This window comes from Carnobacterium funditum DSM 5970 (genome assembly GCF_000744185.1).
GTDB classification, from domain to species: Bacteria; Bacillota; Bacilli; order Lactobacillales; family Carnobacteriaceae; genus Carnobacterium_A; species Carnobacterium_A funditum.
Window position 1 is genome coordinate 271,189 of the sequence record NZ_JQLL01000001.1, and the last position, 18,877, is coordinate 290,065.

Here is an 18,877-nt window from a genome sequence, read left to right on the forward strand (position 1 = left end):
AACATACATGGGGGTGGGGAAAGTGAGGAAAAGTAAGCTTCTTTATCTAACGATGCAGCAATTGTTATTTTTGATGTATTTCTTAATAAGCTACTTTATTTATACAGTAGCGGTTAAACAAGGAAACGAAGGAGTTACAATACAAATTCTCGGTGGAAAAGATGATGGCTTTTTTTACTGGGAACAAGTTAAAAATATTGTTTCGGGAGATACTGCTATACTCACCTCAATCTACCCCTTAATGATTGGCACAGTCGTTAAAATAACAGGAATAGAGGACATTTACATCATCCGTCTTTTTAATTATATAGGTTTTATTGGCTTTGTATTTGTTAGTACATGGATTGTTGATGTAGTCTTCAATTACAGTAATAAAAGCATGGAAGATACATTAAATGAACGTTCTAATTCAAAGACAATTCTTATCGTTTCCTTTATAGGTTATACAAGCTTACTTATGTACGCGACTTTTTCTATCTATCGTGATATTTGGATTATGTTTTTTTATCTCTTATCTGTTTTTTTAAGCACGCTAATTGTTTTCAACCCGAAAAAAAAGTATCCGCTGGTATTTTTGTTAATTCCAAGTTTATGGATTCTGGGAGAATTAAGATTCTATGCGGTTGGATCATTTATACTGACCCTTATCCTCTATTATGCATATAAAAAGATAAAGAATGTTAAACGACCCTTATTGATTATTGGAATATTTCTTATCCTATTTATTTTATATTATACATTTTTAATGGATTATCAAATTCCTTACTTGAAAATGTCATTAGGTGATGCATTGGATTACAGAACTAGTGCATCAACAACTTTTTCTGGTGGGAGTCAAATGTATATTGATCTGAAAAAAAAGTTTTTTGGTACTTTTTTTGTTAATTACGTTCACAGCTATTTGAGTAATTTTATTGGGCCACTTCCTTGGCAAATCAATGGGTTCAGTACCTTATTATTATTCATTATTGAGTCTATTCCGATGTTTTTTATTCTACGGTTTTTATGGATTAAAAGAACTATTCTAACTAGTATTCACAATTATTTATTGATACATGCATTTGTATGGTTTGGATTGATTGGCCTTTCAAACGATAACACTGGAACAGCTGCAAGGCTTAGAATGATCGGTTGGGTACTCATTATAATTGTTTTTGCCACTGTTTACAGTGCAGATAAACGAAATAAGGAAAGAGAATTTGCTCAAAAAAATTGATAGAAAGTAGCCAATAAATAAAACGTTAAAGGGGTTAATAAAAGTGAAAAAAGCAGTTTTTGTAGTTAAGTCACTATCTAACGGTGGTATTGAACATTCACTTGTTAATTTAATTAACACTATTGAAGATTATGAAGTGACTCTGATTATGTCAAAGAATCACGCTCCTCTTTTACCGTTAATAAAAAAGCCCATCAAAATCAAGTATTTAACGGATACAGGGCAAGGAATCGACACAAGAATATTTTTGAAAGAATCATTTGTAAACAAACAGTGGCTGTCCTTATTTAGAGTTAGCTGGAGGATTGGGCTGTTTCTAATTTCAAAGAACATGATTCCCTTAAATAATTTTTATTTAAATGCTTATCCGTTAGAAGAAGAAGAATACGATATAGCGATTGCCTATGACGGCGGTTTGAGAGCGACGTCTTCTTATGTCATTCAAAAAATTAAAGCAAAAAAGAAAATTATGTGGGTTCATGAAGATTATTCTAAATTAGTAGAAATTGAGAAAAAAACAGGTGGATCTGTATTCAAATATTTTGATCAAATATTTTGTGTTTCAAAAGGAGCAAAAGAAAAATTTTTAGAATTGTATCCAGAATTGAGTGACAAAACAAAAGTATTTTATTCAATCTACAGTAAAAATGACTTTTATAAAAAAGCAACGAATCAGACAAGTGATTATAACTATAAAGGAATAAAGATACTAACAGTTGCTCGACTAGGACAAGAAAAAGGACATGATTTAATACCTGAAGTCATTTCAAAGTTAAAATCAGAAGGGTATCAATTTCATTGGTACCTTGTTGGAGATGATGATGGCGTTAAGTCAACGTTAGAAAAAGAAATTAAAAATCGTCAGATAGAATCCTATTTATCAATTATGGGAGGGAAAGGTAATCCTTTTCCTTACTACCGAGATTGCGATATCTACGTTCAGCCTTCAAGGCAAGAAGGGTATTGTATGTCAATGGTTGAAGCGATGGCTTTTGGTAAACCAATTATTGCTACGAACTTCTTAACAGCAAAAGAGTTTATTCTAAATCACGGGACAGATGGGCTAATTGCAGATATATCTAGCCAATCTTTATACGAAAATATAAAAAAAATGTTAGATGACGAAAATTTGAGAATGAGTATAAGCAAGTGCTATTTACAAAAAAAAATTGATACTAAAGCGGAAGTTGAAAAATTTTATGCTATCTGATTCGATTAATAAACAAGTAATCGAAATTCTAAAAGGAGTGGGTATTTGATGAAAAAAGTTGTTTTCGTTATCCGACGCTTGGCTAATGCCGGTACGGAGCAATCACTGATAAAACTAATCAACACAATAGAAAACTATGATATTACCATCATGCTTGCCAGAGAAGATAAAACACTGCTGCCACAAATAAACAAAGAGATTAAAATAATTGAATTGTATGAACAAGGTTTAGGTCTTAATATGGGTCTTTATTTAAAAAGAAGTTTAAAAACCGTTAATCTATCAAAATTTTTATTCATGTTTTCAAGATTATACAAATACATTAAGCTAGATCAATTCGAACAATTGAATGATCATCTTTTAACGAGTTATGAGGTGCAAGAAGAAAAATACGATTTAGCAATTGCTTTTGATGGAGGATCAAGAAATACGTTAACGCCATTTGTCATAGAAAAAATTGAGGCTGAAAAAAAGATTATGTGGATTCAAGAAGACTATTCTAAAGTTTCAGAAAACGAAAAGATGGTGGGACATAAGATTTTTCCTAAATTCGATCAAATATTTTGTGTTTCACAAGCGGCAAAAGAAAAATTTTCTGAAATTTATCCTGAATTAGGAGAAAAAACTAGTTCTTTTTATCCGATTTTTGATACCAAAGAATATTTAGAAAAAGCGGAAGAATCAGAAGACATCTTTGATTATAATGGCATTAAGATTTTAACGGTAGGTCGTCTCGAAGAAGAAAAAGGACAAGAAAGGTTACCAGGAATTGTATCGCGATTAAAAACGGAAAATTATCAGTTCAAATGGTTTTTAGTCGGGGATGGTCAGTTAAGAAAAAAATTGGAAAAGGACATAAAGGAATTGGGAATTGAAGATTATCTAATTTTGTTAGGTAAAAAATCGAATCCATTTCCTTACTATAAACAGTGTGATATCTATGTTCAACCCTCTAGACAAGAAGGGTATTGTCTATCAATGGCGGAAGCCAATTCATTCAAAAAACCTTTAATTGCCACAAATTTTATCACTTCCAAAGAGTTCATTGTGCATGGAGTAGATGGATTGATTGCAGATAACAATAGTCAATCTATTTATAAAAATATCAAGAAACTATTAGATGATGAAAATTTAAGAATGGCTTTTAGTGAAAATAGCCAAAATAAAATAGTCGATACTTTTTCAGAAATGAATAAGTTTTATGCTCTATAAGAAATTGGCTGGTTAGGAGTAGTTTATGAGAACAGCAAACTCTATGAAAAATGTGGCTGTTGTATTGGTTGGACAAGTGTTGAACATCCTACTTGCTTTTGGGGCGCGAATTGTTTTCGTTCGAATGCTAGATGTGGAATACCTTGGAGTAAACGGGTTATTTACGGATGTCTTGTCTATTCTTTCTCTTGCAGAACTAGGTTTTGGATCAGCGGTAATTTATGGTTTATATAAACCATTAGCAGTTAAAGATGAAAAAAAAATTAAAGCCTTAATGAACTTTTATGCTTTCTCATATAAAGTAATTGGGTTTACTGTATTGACTTTAGGCTTAGGTTTGTTGCCTTTCTTAAATATTATCATTAAAGATTCTCCCAATATCCCTAACCTTAATTTTATTTATTTACTCTATTTAGCTAATTCTGTTGTCACATATTTTTACGCTTACAAACGTTCATTAATTATTGCTGATCAAAAGAATTATATTGTTACTTTTTATAAAAGTGGCTTTTTATTTTTAGCAACAGCTGTTCAAGTTATTGTTTTACTGATGACAAGAAATTTCGTTTTATACTTACTGGTCCGGATTCTATTTTCAGTGGTTGAAAATATATTTATAGCCCAGAAAGCAAACAAACTTTATCCATTTTTAAAAGAAAGGAATAAAGAAAAACTAGAGAAGACTGATCGCAAAGTTATTTTCAAAAATATTAAAGCATTGATGTATCACCGAGTAGGTTCAGTTGTGGTTGAAGGAACCGATAATATTTTGATTTCTTCTATTGTTGGTATCGTTTGGGTAGGATTGTACTCAAATTATTCTTTGATTCTAGGTGCGATTAATTCAATTGTGAATCAAATTTTTGAATCTGTTACTGCAAGTGTAGGTAATTTAAATGCTGTAGAAAATAAGGAAAAATCTTTTGATATTTACAAAGTCATGTTATTCATTAATTTTTGGATTTTTGGTTTTTGTGCAATCTCTCTATGGATCCTCCTAAATCCTTTTATTACATTATGGCTCGGAGCAAAATATGTAATGAGTCAATGGATTGTGGCTCTAATTGTCATTAATTTTTATATAAAAGGATTTAGAAAGACGACATTAGTATTTAAAGATGCTTATGGATTATTTTGGAATGATCGCTATAAACCAATAGCAGAAGCTTCAATCAATTTAATTGCATCCTTAATCCTGGCAAGATCTTACGGCATTGCAGGTATTTTATTAGGAACGCTTATTAGCAGTCTCACTACTGTCGTTTGGATTGAACCATTTGTTGTGTATAAAAATGGATTTAAAAAAAGTGTATCGGATTACTTTAAACGCTATATTGGGTATGGTTTAGCTGCATTAACAGCAACTATTTTAACATCTTTAGCTAGTTCATTTATCCCAGAAGGATTATTTATAAATTTTATTTATAGAGTTCTACTTTGTGTTATTATCCCAAATAGTTTTTTTCTTCTTGTTTTTAGTCGAACGGATGAATTCAAATACGTATTGGCAATAATTAAAGTAGGTTTGAAAAGAAAAAAAATGGCAAAGGTAAATACATCTGACTAATCGACTTAAATAAAGTCCGTTCATTACAAATTATAAAAAGGAGGGAATAAAATGAGGCAGCCTAAAATCAGTATTATTATTCCTGTATACAATACAGAAAAATACCTGAATACTTGTTTAAATAGTGTTTTAAACCAAACTTTTACAGATATTGAAGTTATTTGTGTAGATGATGGTTCACCGGATAATAGTATAGATTTATTGGAAATGTTTGCTAAGAAGGATGAACGCGTCATTGTTGTAAGTCAACAAAATACAGGTTTATCTGACGCGAGAAATAATGCGTTAGCTTACGTCACCGGTGACTATGTCATGTATGTGGATAGCGATGACTGGATTGAACTAAATACTTGTGAAATCGCTTATCGAGTAGCCTTAGAAGAAAAAGCAGATGTCATTTTGTGGTCTTATATTAGAGAGTTTACAAATCATTCGCTGCCTAAAAAGATTTTTAAAAAAAGAAAAGAAGTGCTTAACCAACAAGAATCTGCTTCTAAGCTGCATAGGCGAATGGTTGGTTCAATAGGAAAAGAATTGAAACATCCAGAAAATGCAGATGCTATCGTTACAGCATGGGGAAAGCTTTATAAAACAGAAATTATTAAATACAACGAAATTAACTATATGAATACGAAAATTGTTGGAACAGAAGATGCACTGTTTAATATTGATTATTTTGGGTATGTAAAAAAAGCTGTTTGCCTTGAGGATGCCTTGTATCATTATCGTAAAGATAACGAAGTTTCTTTAACGTCATTATATAAAGAACGATTATTCATGCAAAACCAAATGAAATATGACTTAATAGAAATGTATATAGCAGAACATTCACTTGGTGATGATTATAAAAAAGCGTTAACTAATCGAATTGCTCTGTCACTATTAGAGCTAGGACTAAATACGGTAGAAAGCCATAAGGGATTGGCAAAAAAAATAACGGAATTAAAAGAAATTATCTCACAAGATCGTTACAAAAAAGCTTATCAACAAATGGATTTCAATTATCTGCCAATACATTGGAAATTATTTTATGGCTGTGCCAAGCTTAATTTTGCATCTGGTATTTATGCCCTACTATGGTCTATCAGCAAACTACGAGATAAAAATAAAATAGAAGATAAGAAAGAATCTGAAAATATAAAAATTCAAACGGAGGTGCAATAAGAAAATGAATGATAAGCATGCATACTTAATTATGGCACATAATCAATTTGAGTTATTGAAACGTTTAATTCAACAATTAGATGATGAGAGAAATGATATATACATTCATATTGATAAAAAGACTAACGGGTTTGACTTTGAAAAATTTAAACAGTTAGCTGTGAAATCAGACATCTATTTTATACCAAGAATTAATGTGAAATGGGGAGGATATAGTCAAATTCAATGTGAGTTGAACTTATTAAAAGAGTCCATTAAAAAAAGCTATCGTTATTACCATCTGTTATCAGGAGTAGATCTACCATTAAAAACACAAGATGATATTCATGATTTCTTTAAAAAATATGATGGAATGGAATTTGTTCATTTTTCAAAAGCAGGGAAAAAGGAAACAAAAAAATTTGTTTCACGGATTTCAAGGTATCATCTGTTTCAAGAATACTCGCCAAAAAGTGCTTCTAAATTAGTGAAAATCGGGATTACAATTACTGATAAGTCATTTTTAATAGTTCAACGTTTAATCAGAACCAATAGATTGAAAAATGAGGATATAACGGTAAAGTTCGGTTCATCATGGTTTAGTATTACGGATGATTTTGCAAAATATGTTGTGTTACAGGAACAATGGATAAAAGAACATTTTTCATTGTCAAAATGTTCAGATGAATTGTTTCTACAAACGCTCATTTGCCATTCACCTTTCGAAAAAAATTTAAGTGCTCGTTACTTTAAAAAAGATCATTTGGGCAATATGCGTAAAATAGATTGGTTAGAAACGACTAATTCTCCCAATCCGGAAATCTGGACAATTGCAGATTATGAGAGTCTAATAGATACAGACCATCTTTTTGCTAGGAAATTTGATTTTAATGTTGACTCAACAGTAGTTGAACAGCTTTGTGATTATCTAGATAGCAAAAAAGAATATCAGATTGATTCTAAGATACTCAATTAATTCTTATATACTCAATATCTGATGGAACTAATTATTGGATATATAAGAATGTTTGTTTTTAAAAAAATTACAAAACGATGGTCAAAAAGAGGAGGGAGGACAGTATATGATAACCATTATTGTTTCCATTTACAATGCAGAAGAATATTTGACTAAATGTTTAAATGATTTAAGATACCAGACTTATCATAAATTAGAAATTATTTTAGTAAATAATGGGTCAATAGATTCAAGCGGAGAAATTTGTGAACGCTTCTCTAAAGCAGATACTCGTTTTAAAGTTATCCATAAAAAAAATGATGGGTTATCAGCAGCCTTTAATGCGGGCCTACTAATTGCTAAAGGAAAATATGTGAGTTTTGTAAATGCCTTTGACCGTGTAGAGTCCATTATGTTTGAACATTTACTTTCATTAATTATCAAAACAAATGGAGATATGGTTGTCTGCGATTACATTGAAGAAGACTCTACAATTTCAAGTGAACAGGCAAAAACTTACAATATGAAAGAATGGTCAAAAACGAAAGCTATTCAAAAAGAAATTAATCGTGAAACAGAACAAGGTTTTATGCATAATAAATTATTCAAGATGGATTTATTTAAGCGTCCAGAAGCTCTTCGATTTAATCCAAATATCTTTATTTATGAAGATTTATTATTATATATCGAATGTGTTTTAAAGAGTGAAAAAATTTTTTATACACCTGCTCCGTATTACCACACTTTTAAGAGCCGTTATCCTATAAGAGTAGAATTATCCAGATTAGAGCAAGAAACAGGTTTAAGAACGTTATTATTCATTATCGATTTATGTATTTCTTTTAAAGAACTTGATATTGCCAAATTGAAAGGGCGTTATGCTACTTTAAATATTGAGTTACTAATGAGAGCTTATGATCAATCACTTAAAGAAAAGAGAGAAGTTGAAAAATTCAAAAAAAATTTATATCGATTTAAATTAACAGAATTAGAAAATATGAAACTTCGTATAAGATGTTTAGTCGCTCGTAGAAATTCAAAATTAAGTTATTTCATTTGGAAATTACAAAATAAAGAAAAATACTCATTAGTAGGAATCTAACTTCTAAACTTTTGGGTATTTTTATCTTTTATGTTCATTTAATTAAAACTACATATGATAAAATAGTAATAAATTTAGTTAATTAAAGGAGAGAGTAAAAGTGAGTATAGAAAAATCCTACTTTCCAACTAATTGGACTGGACTGAGTTCGGCACGCTTTAGTGAATATCGTTCATGGATTAATAATAAAAAACCAGGAATATGTGGTTCCTATGTTTGTGCTGTTTTGTTGCACGATCTATATAAACAGCAATATGGAAAACCCTTATCTAAAACGATTCTCATGGATGGGCTAAAATCAATTGTAGATGAAACTTTTGCGTATCGGGGAACTTTTCCTTGGGATTTAAGACATGGGTTGAACTTAGCATTAAAAGGTAACCCGAACTATTTCGCTAAAATGAGTTTTATTCCGGACAATAAGGTGGTGGAATTGCTAAACAAATCAAATCCAATACCGATAGCCGTTGGGACAGCTAGATTACTAGGAAGCTCTTACCAAAATCATTGGGTGTTGGTGTATGCATATGGGTATAATGAAGAAGGAAAATTATTTTTTAAAGCTTATGACAACCACGGGAAGAGTGCAGCAATCTTACCAGCTTCTCAAACATTTGGTTGCGTATGGTTAGTTGAAAATAAAAAATAGCAAGCGAAGATTGTATTCTTCTGCGTGCTATTTTTTACTGTTTTAAATTTGAACTTTATTTAAGCGAACTTCATCTAAGCGTTTTGTCACCATTTCCATGATTGCCTGTGCATCAGCAGGATCTTCTAAATCATGTTTATCAATATCAATGATTAACGTATCGCTCTTAGAATAAGAATCAAACCAAGAATCATATTGGCTATGAAGATGGGTATAATAGTCTAATAAACCTTGATTGCCTTCAATTTGTTCGAATGAGCGTCCTCTTTTTTCAATACGATTCAGTACAGTGTCTAAAGAACCACGTAGATAGATTAGTAAATCAGGAGATTTCTTTTTCATACCCTCTAATTCTTCCATCATATTATCTAATAAATCTAAGTAAGTATCCATTTCAGCATCACTCATGTTGCCTTCTTCGTAATTGATTTTTGTAAATAAAGCATCTTCATAAATTGAACGATCTAGAACATTATTCTCATGTAAAAAAGCTGCCTTGATGCTGCGGAAACGGGTGTTTAAAAAATAAATTTGTAAGGAAAAAGCCCATCTTTTTGGATCTTCATAAAATTTTTCTAAAATACGATTATCATCCACACTTTCATAAAAAGCATTGCTTCCTAAGGATTCAGATATTAATTTCGTGTAGGTGCTTTTACCAGCACCTATCATTCCTGCTAAAACAATCACTGCTTTATGTTCCCCTTTCAATTGACGGTCACTCTCCTATCAAAGACCGGTGTCGTCTCCGGTTAATTTGCATCTCTTAGTATAGCATAATTAACAAACTTAAAGGGACCAAGCATTAAATATAGCTTGTTTTTATGACCTGTTTTGAACAAAACTTGACTCTTTTCACTGAAATAATAAGGATAAGGTCTGTTTACCTGCAATACCATCGCATAGAAGACGACTATTTTTTTGAAATAATAAAATGGCTTTCTTTGTTAGCTTACCAGCGATGCAATCTGGAACGCCTACAACTTCGTATCCCAACCCGAAAAGCATAGCTTGAACAGCATAGACATCATTTCCTCTTATACCGAATTGAATGTTTCTTGCCAAGGTAGCGGTTTCAGTCCCCCATAATCCATCCACCTTGACAGGTATTGCTTCTTGAAATAAGCAAAGAAGAGCTTTTTTAGTAATTGGTCCAAATCGACCGTCAACAATTGTCCCACAGTTTGTCTGAATACTTTTAATGATATCTGTGCGTTTATTTAAAGAATGATCAACAGCGATTGAATGGAATTCCCCATTAGTTATCTTAAGAACTGTTCCGATATTGATTTGGTTAGAAGATAAGTTGTTTAATTTCTTCAGCCAAGTTACTGTCGTTCGTTGTTTTTTTGCTATGCTCCATAAAGTGTCTCCAACTATAACCATATGAGTTGTTTTTTTTGCTGGCGTTTGAAAAAGATCTTCTTCTGGATGATTTGCTAAATCAAAAGCAAATTGAGATAGGCTGATACCAAAACTAGCTAAATAATCATCAGGATCACGATGATTCGTTCCTCCTAAATAGGAAGAAACCCAGTGGTGTGTTTTGATTCCTTTTTCTTTCATCGTATTGCCGGTATTTAATGTTCTTGGAATATGTGCCTCGTTTGCTAATTTTTTTAAAAGCCAAACATAAGCAAGGTAATCTTTTTTAAAAATTATGGGATCTAATGTACGAGCTAACTCTACTTGAGCATAAGCATAAGAGTTTGCATTTGCACCCGCTCCATATTGAACAAATCCTGTTTTACTTAGTTGAATTATTTGACCTCCATTGCCAACCCAATGGCTGACGAAAGCTCCTCCTTTTAAGGCTTGTTTAGACATAAAAGCGATTTCATTTTCTAGTGCATTTTTTCCAGTGTTAAGAGCATTGCCTGACTCGTGAGCTATAATGATTCTTGAATCAGTTAACGGATATTGTTTAATAGCAATAAATCTCTTTTCAATTTGATTAGACATACAATTCCTCCATTTTATAAAATAATCTCTTTGATAAACGGTCGACTGTTTATAAAGTGATAACGAAAATTAACTAATTAACGTTACTTTCTTAAAAGTTAAAACGTTCTTGAGGGTTCTTCTTTGATTGAGATTTTAGTTTTTGCTATCATTAGAATAGATAAGGGAACGGATATGATTTAAATTTATTAAAAAAAACGTAAATTTAGGAAGGAAGAGTGAAGAAAATGGATAGAATAGTAGAAGGAACGTATACGTCAACAGATGAAGCAGTAAAAGCAGTTGAGAGGCTATTAAATGAAGGCTATTTAGCTGAAGAACTATTGATTATTACGGATGAAAAACACGAAGATGAATTGGAAGAATTGACTCTAGTTGATGTTGAATCAGTCGAAGAAGATGAAGGTGAAGAGGAAGAATCACTTTGGGATAAAATCAAAGAGACTTTTCGAATGGGTGATTATAGTAAAGAAAGTGAAACCGATACACTAGTCGAACATGGTGTTGATCCTGAAACAGCAGAACATTTTAATGATTCATTGGAAAATCATGAAATTATTATACTGACAAATAGCACAGCGCCTGCTCATTCAGAACAATTATCAACAGTAAATGAAGAAGTTCTAAAAAATGAAGACGACACAAGCTCAAGCTACAACGATCAATCTGAACCTAGCGAAATAGCTACTAAAGAATCAATGGATCCTGCTACGGGAGAAGGAGAACCATTTGATCCTTCCAAGTCTCAGTCTGCAAGAGAAGATGTTCCTGGCACATCGACGGCCTCTTCACCAGATAAAGAGCTAGGACAAGACAATAAACAAGATAAAAATAAACAAACTAATGATGAAGCCCCTCAATTAACTGGTGATGAAAAATCAGTTGATGCAGAAGATAGCAACCATGTATATCCTGACAATATTAGTAAGGGTGTTGTTGGAGAACAGACTGATGAGAATCCGACAGTGGGGTCAGAGCCCAAAAAAGAAGAACATCCAGATCCGCACAAAGATATTCCGGAAAGTGATGCTTATTACAGTAATAAATTTGAAGATGCTGGTGGGAAAACAATTAAAGACGACGAAAAATAAGTAAAATAAAAATGGTCCGGCGAATGTCTTGCTTTTATTCGGACCATTTGTTTTTTTTAAAAAGTTCAATTGGTTTATTTACTTTATGTACCCATTTTATTTGTCTGATACATTACTATTTACTCATAGCGAAGGAGAGAAAAAATGATTGAAAAAAAAGTAGAAACACAACGACCTAAGAAAGACTATTTTATGACGACGAAAGTGAAAATATCCATTCTACGCCACAAACAGAAGACCCAGAATATCTTGCAGCGGGAAAGTTAAAAGGTAAAAAAGCGTTAATTACTGGAGGAGATAGCGGTATTGGCCAAGCAATAGCCATTGCTTTTGCAAAAGAGGGCGCTGATGTTGCCATTCTCCATTTAGAATCAGAGCAAGACGCCTCATATACTGAAAAAAGAATCAAAGAAATTGGGCAAGAAGTCTTGGTTCTCAAAGGTGATATTGGAGATGAATCCGTTGCTGAAGATGCCATTGCAAAAGTAATTACTAAATGGGGTACGCTAGATATATTAGTAAACAACGCAGGTGAGCAACATTACCAAGAAAAAATAGGAGATGTAACCGCAGCACAGTTAGATCGTACTTTTCGAACAAATGTATTCGGTATGTTTTATCTAACTAAAGCGGCAATGCCATATTTATCGACAGGTGCTTCAATTATTAATACTTCTTCAATTACGGCTTATCGTGGCAGTTCAACTTTACTAGATTATTCTGCTACTAAAGGAGCAATCGTATCTTTCACCCGGTCTTTTTCAGGGAATCAAGAAGTAATCGATAAAAAAATTAGAGTGAACACGGTAGCACCAGGCCCTATTTGGACACCGTTAATTCCTGCGACTTTCCCTGATAAAAAATTAGAAAAATGGGGCGAAGATGGATCGATAGCCCGCCCTGGACATCCATTTGAATTAGCACCTGCGTATGTTTATCTAGCCAGTTCTGATTCGAGTTATGTAACAGGACAAACGATTCATGTAAATGGTGGCGTAGTTGTAAATGGTTAACAAAATAACCGTAAAAGGAAGTGTATCGAAATGAGTAAAGTAGTTGAATCAGCTTATCATACAGTAGATGAAACAATTTCTGCTGTAGAGCGTTTATTAAGTGAAGGTCGTGTGACGGGTGACGTTATTATTGTTACAAGCGATGAAAATTATTCTGATATTCAGAATCGAACACTCGTTGAAGTAGATAAAGTTTCTGCTGATGGAGACATGAATATATGGGAAAAATTTAAAGACATGTTTGCTGACGTTGGCCAAGATAAAGCGTTGGAGCATTATGGCATCGACAAACAAACAGCCTTACGGTACAATGACGTTTTGAAATCTGGAAATTATGTTGTTCTTGTGGAAGAGATGAAAGATATTCCTATTCGTCAAAATTTAGAAGACGGCCCTAAAGAATTAGGTAAATCGAGTACAGAACAAAAAAAGAACGAGGTAAATAATGAACGAGGCCAAATTGAAAATCCTCTACAAGGAAAACCAAAAGATACAACTGAATATAGAACAGAAGACATACACGAAACAGCTGTTGAAGATTCTGAAGATTTACCGCGTTTTAGTGGGAATTCAATTACTGGACAACCATTTGTTGATCCATTACAAGATAAAGAATCGGAATAATGAACTAAAGTAACGGATAGAAGTAAGATTTATTGCTTCTATCCGTTACTCTTTTTTTATACGAGCAGGCAAACTTCTGTTCTATTTTTTGAAATGAAGTATGGTATACTAAGTGAATCGATAAAATTATAGGAGGCGAATAACTATGCCAGACGATTTATTAAAAAAAATTATCTCTTCAAATAATACAACGCCTAGTGAAGGGTTACCACAAATAACTAAAATTGAAACACAAAAACGAAAAGGTCGTTACAATATATATTTAGATGAAAATTATGCTTTTCCAGTAGATGAAGCTATTTTAGTGAAGTATGCTTTATACAAAGGTATGGAGATTGCTGATGATTTCCGAGAGGAATTAGAATCAGAAAATGGCTTTAGAAAAGCCTATACGAGATCTTTAAATTACTTGAATTATGGGCTGCGTTCTGAAAAGGAAGTTCGTGATGATTTGGCAAAGCACGAATTTTCAGAAGTGGCAGATGAAGTCATTGAAAAATTAGAAGAACAAGGGTATTTGGATGACTTAATGTATGCAGAAAGTTTTACTCGTACTGGAGCAAATGTTGGTGGAAAAGGTCCTCGCGTTATTAAGCAAGAATTAAAAAGGCGTGGAATAGCCGAAGAGAATATTGAAAAAGCCACTGAACAGTATCCTTTTGACCAAATGGTTGAAAATGGTGTTCAACTTGCCGAAAAAGTTATTCGTCGTTCTTCACAGCATTCTACACGTGAAACCAATAATAAGCTGCGTCAAAACTTAATGCAAAAAGGGTTTGATACAGATGTGATTACTCAGGTTTTAGCAGAAGTAACAGTAGAAAAAGAAGAAGATGAAGAGTATGCAGCTATAAAAACACAAGGGGATAAAATTTGGCGTAAACAAGCTAAATTAAAGGGTTATAAAAAAATCCAGAAAGTTAAAAGTAGTCTATTTCAAAAGGGATTTGCAGGAGATTTAATCAATCAATTTATTGAGGAAAAAGAATTGGAAGATCAAAACGAATGATGAAAAAAATAACAGAACAAAATGAAATGAATGCTTTATTGCAAAGTTCCGGTATTCAAATGTGGCCACAAGAAAAAATAGAACAATTCAGAGCAACTTTATTGAGTTGGTATGACATAGAAAAAAGAGCACTACCATGGAGAATAAATAATGATCCCTATCGTATTTGGGTATCCGAGATTATGTTACAACAAACACGTGTTGATACGGTTATTCCCTATTATCTGAACTTCATGAAACAATTTCCGACGATTAAAGAATTATCAGAAGCGAATGAAGATAAGTTATTAAAAGCTTGGGAGGGTTTGGGTTATTACTCACGTGTACGCAACATGCAAAAAGCAGCTCAACAAATCATGGTTAATTATGATGGTGAGATGCCTCGTGATCCAAAAGAAATTATTAAATTAAGCGGTATTGGACCATACACTGCCGGGGCAATTGCTAGTATGGCATTTGATTTGCCAGAACCAGCAGTAGATGGAAACGTGATGCGAGTTTTAAGTCGTCTGTTTGAAATTGATGCAGATATTGCTAAACCAGCTAGTCGTAAAATATTCGAGGCAGTTATGAGAGAAATTATCGATCCTTACAAACCAGGTGATTTTAATCAAGCCTTTATGGATTTAGGTTCGAGTATTTGTACTCCTAAAAACTACCATCCAGAATTAAGCCCAATTAAAGAATTTAATGCCTCTTATATTAATGAAACATGGATTAATTATCCTGTGAAAAGCAAAAAGAAAAAAGCTGTTCCAGTTTATTATAATGGTTTTTTAATTGAGAATGAGAAAGGCGAATTTTTGTTAGAAAAACGACCTAAAGAAGGATTATTGGCTAATATGTGGATTTTTCCGTTGTTAGAAGAAAAAAAGTTTGAACAAGAAAAACACCAACAAATAGAAGCTTATGATTTAGAAGATAAAGAACAAGCCAAAAAACAAAGACTAATGGATTTGCAAACAAAATTGATCGAAACTTATCAAGTGAGACCAACTTTAATGAAAAAACCATTTGCTGAAGTGACTCATATTTTTAGTCATTTGAAATGGACCATTTTGGCTTATTATGGAAAGCTATTCAGTGATGAGATTGTCTTACCAGAAAGTTGTAGTTGGATTCACCCTGAGGATTTTGAAAAGTACACGTTCCCAGGTCCACAAACGAAATTGTGGCAAAGTTACTTGTTATACAAGAATAAAAAATGAATAAAGAGAAACCTGTAATTTAATCATATAAGATTACAGGTTTTTTCTTATAACCAATTAGTTTCTCACTATTCTTTCATAATATCTGAGCTTTTCTGTTTTACATAGTCGTATTTATGATATAATACTTTTGAGTTCGAGTGCGATTGTCACTCTCTGGTAATTTTATTAGTTTATTGTTTGGATTTGAATAAGAAAAAGAAAGTTGGGTTAGGATGCAAGTTCCAAAAGAAGGAGAATACATCACAATCCAAAGCTATAAACATGATGGAAGTTTACACCGTACATGGAGAGACACAATGGTTCTCAAAACAAGTGATCAATCGTTAATTGGTTGCAATGACCATACGCTTGTAACAGAGTCAGATGGCCGACGCTGGCTGACGAGAGAACCAGCAATTGTTTATTTTCATAAGCACTATTGGTTCAATATCATTGCAATGATTCGAGATAACGGGATTTCGTATTACTGCAACCTAGCCTCTCCATATGCTTTGGATGAAGAAGGATTGAAGTATATTGATTATGATCTAGACATAAAAGTGTTTCCTGATGGCGAAAAACGACTATTAGATGTAGATGAGTATGAAGATCATAGTAAATTGTGGGGCTATCCTGATGATATTGACCATATTTTAAAAGAAAACGTTAAAATTTTGGTTGAATGGATCAATGAAGAAAAAGGACCATTTTCTGAAGAGTACGTTGAATTATGGTATAAACGTTATCGTCAATTAGCAAACAAGTAATGAATCTTCTACTGGATGAAAGATTTTATTTCCCTATAATTAATATAAAAAGGTACCTTTAATTTACAAAAGGTGCCTTTTTTATCTGTTTGCAGCTAATTATTTTTTGCTGGTAAGTAAGAATAAGAGAATTATGACTTCCTTTAATCAAATGAGCTATGTTATAATAACAAATGAAATATTAGATGAAGGAGTGGATCTAACTTGACAAAAAAAAGTGGTTTTATGCTTTTTGTATTACTTGTTTTGACAATCGGAGTTGTGTGGTTTGGACAAGATTATCAAAAAAAACAAAAATTAGAATTAATAGAAATAAATGGATCTTCCCAAACGAATAAGAAAGATGCAAGTGAAAATAAAGAAAAAAGCGATACAACAAAAATTGATTCGTTCGAAAAAAATAGAGACCAAAAGTCAGTATTAGATTACTTATCCAGTGTACCAACAGATGATGAAAAAAAAGTTATTAGCTTTTATGGAGATTTTTCAGAATCTGATGAGTGGTTTCTTACAGTTGGAAAATACATAAGCGAACAAGTTGATGGTAATGTAGAAATCAATTCTATTGCCTTGCCTGATTTCGATTCCTATCGTTTATTGGAAGAAAATACGGTTTCATCATTAGCAGAGAAGACCCCTGATGTTGTTTTCTTCCAACTTCCTGTTTACGGTGACCAGGTAAGAGACATTAGTTTAGCAGACTCAAAAAGCTACACCATGCAAGATTATGAAGAAATTAAACAAGAGTTGCCTGAAACATTGGTTGTTTTTGTAACACCTAATCCGAGTAATTCAAGAAAAGAAAAATACAATTCTAGAACATTAGTGTATACAAGCTATTTAGAATCAGTCATAGAGATCATCAATGAAAATAACCTTCCGCTTTTTGATCTGCATGAAGCCTATAATGCTGAATTACAATCAAGTGATAGTGCTCTTGAGAACACGTTAATAGAAGATGGGAAAACGTTGAATGATGAAGGAAATAAATTGTATTCTACAGTTTTTAACAAACAATTAACAGAGCCTGTTGACACAACAAGCGGAAGATAAACCTTGCGAACTATGTTGGCACTAAAGTACCAAGCTTTTTAGGAGCACCTTGACTTGGGATGTGCATTTCAGCATACCCACAATGGTTTAGGCTCTCTGACTAAGGCTTGTCTCAAGCCAATTGAGAGAATGTTTTTCGCTGCATTGATATAACGGTCAGGTAGTGTCTGACAGTTAGTAAACGTCCATTTACGGACAGACAACTCTTATTTCCCACTATCCTGTCCGTATGTTGAAAAAATTTGTGACAGTTGTATGGATTGACTACATGTAACTCTTTCCCATAACGAATACACTTGTACTCCAACATTCAGCGGATTTCACACCAAGATTGAGAAGCGATAGCACGAGCCAACTGTTTATTTTCATCATTTTAACCGTACTTAAGTCTTTCAACTTAATGACATTATAATCTCGAACCAACTGAGTGGTCAGCTTGTATAAGCGATCCTGACGTTGGTTTCTTTTTTTTAAAAAAGGTACACGATTATTGCTTTCTCTTATGTTGGCAATGCTTTACTTCATTTAAGGAAAGGTCATTTGTTTTTACTTGTAAGACTCTTCTGGCTACAGGACACTCCCAAAATTTTCGTTTGGGTTCTAAGATCTTGTCGAAATGGATGGTAGTAATCTTCTCACCCGTGGATAACACCATTAAATTAGTAACACCCATGTCTAACCCTACCATTTGGTATGTTTGGTCGTAGGTGACTCTCTTCTTGTATGCAGGCAGAAGAACTCATGCGAGTATTTAAAGCCTATCGTTTCGAAAACTTCGATACGTTTACTACCAACTACAATAAGTAAGTCTTTGCTCAAAAAATCAGTTGAAAAAGGAAAAGGACGTTTATTACCTTTTAAAATGGATTTGAACCTTTAGCAGAAGCTGTTCAGAAAGATAGTACGTAAATTAGTGGTTAATGAATCGTGACTGCTAGTGCTTTCTTTATTTTTTCCATTCTTCATCTAAAGTGGATTAAGAATGGAAAATGAATCGTTTGAGAAAGGGTAGAAAAAAGTTGTTCAATAAGTAACTCTATAGATTGCTCAAAGGAATAAACTATGAGCACTTCAACTTGAACTCACTCTTTCGGAATAATAGGGTATTTCAAGT

General features: G+C 32.8%; 17 protein-coding genes. 15 read left to right on the forward strand and 2 right to left on the reverse strand.

Annotation, left to right across the window (positions count from 1 at the left end; all coding sequences use genetic code 11):
* Positions 1-22: 22 nt before the first annotated feature.
* The 8 genes from BR44_RS01145 to BR44_RS01180 all read left to right on the forward strand — a co-directional run bounded on the left by BR44_RS01145 (position 23) and on the right by BR44_RS01180 (position 9,054).
* Entirely contained in the window at positions 23-1,216 is a 1,194-nt protein-coding gene (locus BR44_RS01145) for a hypothetical protein (protein WP_034549884.1), read from the forward strand.
* Positions 1,217-1,259: 43 nt separating this feature from the next.
* Positions 1,260-2,426, forward strand: coding sequence for a glycosyltransferase (locus BR44_RS01150; protein ID WP_034549887.1), 1,167 nt, complete (start codon positions 1,260-1,262; stop codon positions 2,424-2,426).
* A 48-nt stretch (positions 2,427-2,474) separates the two neighbouring features.
* Positions 2,475-3,638: a glycosyltransferase gene (locus BR44_RS01155; protein WP_034549890.1), complete on the forward strand. Its 1,164-nt coding sequence runs from the start codon at positions 2,475-2,477 to the stop codon at positions 3,636-3,638.
* Positions 3,639-3,663: 25 nt separating this feature from the next.
* Positions 3,664-5,205: a lipopolysaccharide biosynthesis protein gene (locus BR44_RS01160; protein ID WP_034549894.1), complete on the forward strand. Its 1,542-nt coding sequence runs from the start codon at positions 3,664-3,666 to the stop codon at positions 5,203-5,205.
* A gap of 51 nt (positions 5,206-5,256) precedes the next feature.
* Entirely contained in the window at positions 5,257-6,369 is a 1,113-nt protein-coding gene (locus BR44_RS01165) for a glycosyltransferase family 2 protein (protein WP_051912442.1), read from the forward strand.
* A 4-nt stretch (positions 6,370-6,373) separates the two neighbouring features.
* On the forward strand, positions 6,374-7,324 hold the full coding sequence (locus BR44_RS01170; RefSeq protein ID WP_034549896.1) for a beta-1,6-N-acetylglucosaminyltransferase: 951 nt from the start codon (positions 6,374-6,376) through the stop codon (positions 7,322-7,324).
* A gap of 106 nt (positions 7,325-7,430) precedes the next feature.
* The gene (locus tag BR44_RS01175; RefSeq protein WP_034549899.1) at positions 7,431-8,405 is read left to right on the forward strand and encodes a glycosyltransferase; all 975 of its coding nucleotides are present in this window, start codon (positions 7,431-7,433) and stop codon (positions 8,403-8,405) included.
* 100 nt (positions 8,406-8,505) lie between these two features.
* On the forward strand, positions 8,506-9,054 hold the full coding sequence (locus BR44_RS01180) for a hypothetical protein (RefSeq protein WP_051912444.1): 549 nt from the start codon (positions 8,506-8,508) through the stop codon (positions 9,052-9,054).
* A gap of 42 nt (positions 9,055-9,096) precedes the next feature.
* Here the strand turns inward: BR44_RS01180 and BR44_RS01185 are convergent, their stop codons facing one another.
* Entirely contained in the window at positions 9,097-9,765 is a 669-nt protein-coding gene (locus tag BR44_RS01185; RefSeq protein WP_034549901.1) for a deoxynucleoside kinase, read from the reverse strand.
* A gap of 144 nt (positions 9,766-9,909) precedes the next feature.
* Positions 9,910-11,016: a peptidoglycan-binding protein gene (locus tag BR44_RS01190; protein WP_034549905.1), complete on the reverse strand. Its 1,107-nt coding sequence runs from the start codon at positions 11,014-11,016 to the stop codon at positions 9,910-9,912.
* 227 nt (positions 11,017-11,243) lie between these two features.
* On the opposite strand from BR44_RS01190, the gene BR44_RS01195 reads away from it, so the two are divergent.
* From BR44_RS01195 to BR44_RS01225, 7 genes are all read left to right on the forward strand, one after another.
* A complete protein-coding gene (locus BR44_RS01195) occupies positions 11,244-12,107 on the forward strand; it encodes a general stress protein (protein ID WP_034549907.1) in 864 nt (287 codons plus the stop codon).
* Positions 12,108-12,412: 305 nt separating this feature from the next.
* The gene (locus BR44_RS01200; RefSeq protein ID WP_425393569.1) at positions 12,413-13,120 is read left to right on the forward strand and encodes an SDR family oxidoreductase; all 708 of its coding nucleotides are present in this window, start codon (positions 12,413-12,415) and stop codon (positions 13,118-13,120) included.
* 30 nt (positions 13,121-13,150) lie between these two features.
* Entirely contained in the window at positions 13,151-13,744 is a 594-nt protein-coding gene (locus tag BR44_RS11030; RefSeq protein ID WP_051912447.1) for a general stress protein, read from the forward strand.
* Between the two features lie 145 nt (positions 13,745-13,889).
* Positions 13,890-14,753 carry a recombination regulator RecX gene (gene recX, locus BR44_RS01210; RefSeq protein ID WP_084676073.1) on the forward strand — a complete coding sequence of 288 codons (864 nt, stop codon included), beginning with the start codon at positions 13,890-13,892 and terminating at the stop codon, positions 14,751-14,753.
* On the forward strand, positions 14,753-15,961 hold the full coding sequence (mutY, locus tag BR44_RS01215) for an A/G-specific adenine glycosylase (RefSeq protein WP_211249885.1): 1,209 nt from the start codon (positions 14,753-14,755) through the stop codon (positions 15,959-15,961). Before recX ends, mutY begins: the two co-directional genes overlap by 1 nt.
* Before the next feature lie 215 nt (positions 15,962-16,176).
* Positions 16,177-16,710, forward strand: coding sequence for a nucleoside tri-diphosphate phosphatase (gene ntdP, locus BR44_RS01220; RefSeq protein WP_034549909.1), 534 nt, complete (start codon positions 16,177-16,179; stop codon positions 16,708-16,710).
* 204 nt (positions 16,711-16,914) lie between these two features.
* Entirely contained in the window at positions 16,915-17,763 is an 849-nt protein-coding gene (locus BR44_RS01225; RefSeq protein ID WP_034549911.1) for an SGNH/GDSL hydrolase family protein, read from the forward strand.
* Positions 17,764-18,877: the final 1,114 nt, after the last annotated feature.